At 45.4% G+C, this 487-nt stretch carries 1 protein-coding gene; it reads right to left on the reverse strand.

Translation table 11 applies throughout. The annotated features are described in order from the left end of the window. A partial coding sequence (locus VT06_RS17305; RefSeq protein ID WP_046555577.1) for a DUF933 domain-containing protein occupies nt 1-487 on the reverse strand: 487 nt, incomplete at both ends.

Below are 487 nucleotides of genomic sequence, written 5' to 3' on the forward strand. Positions count from 1 at the left end.
GGCAATAAAATCATCGAAACCAACGATCTCTGCGCGAATAAAGCCTTTCTCGAAATCCGTGTGAATACGGCCAGCTGCTTGTGGAGCTGTAGAATTCTTTTTCACTGTCCAGGCGCGTACTTCTTTAACGCCCGCCGTGAAATAGGTGTGTAAATTAAGCAGCTCATAACCTGCACGAATTACACGGTTTAGGCCTGGTTCTTCAAGGCCCATTGAACTTAAAAATTCTTCTTTGTCTTCGTCGTCTAGCTCAGCAATTTCGCTTTCAATTGCGGCACATACAGGCACCACAATAGCGTTTTCATTTTCTGCTAGCTTATGCACCGCAGCAAGGTGCGGGTTATTTTCAAAGCCATCTTCCGCCACGTTACAAATGTACATGGTAGGCTTCAAGGTAAGCAGGTTAAACGAACGAATGGTTTTGCGCTCATCATCGGTAAGCGCTACTGTTCTTGCCATATCACCTTCAGATAGGGCTGGTAACAAT

The organism is Arsukibacterium sp. MJ3 (genome assembly GCF_000987765.1).
Lineage (GTDB): Bacteria > Pseudomonadota > Gammaproteobacteria > Enterobacterales > Alteromonadaceae > Alishewanella.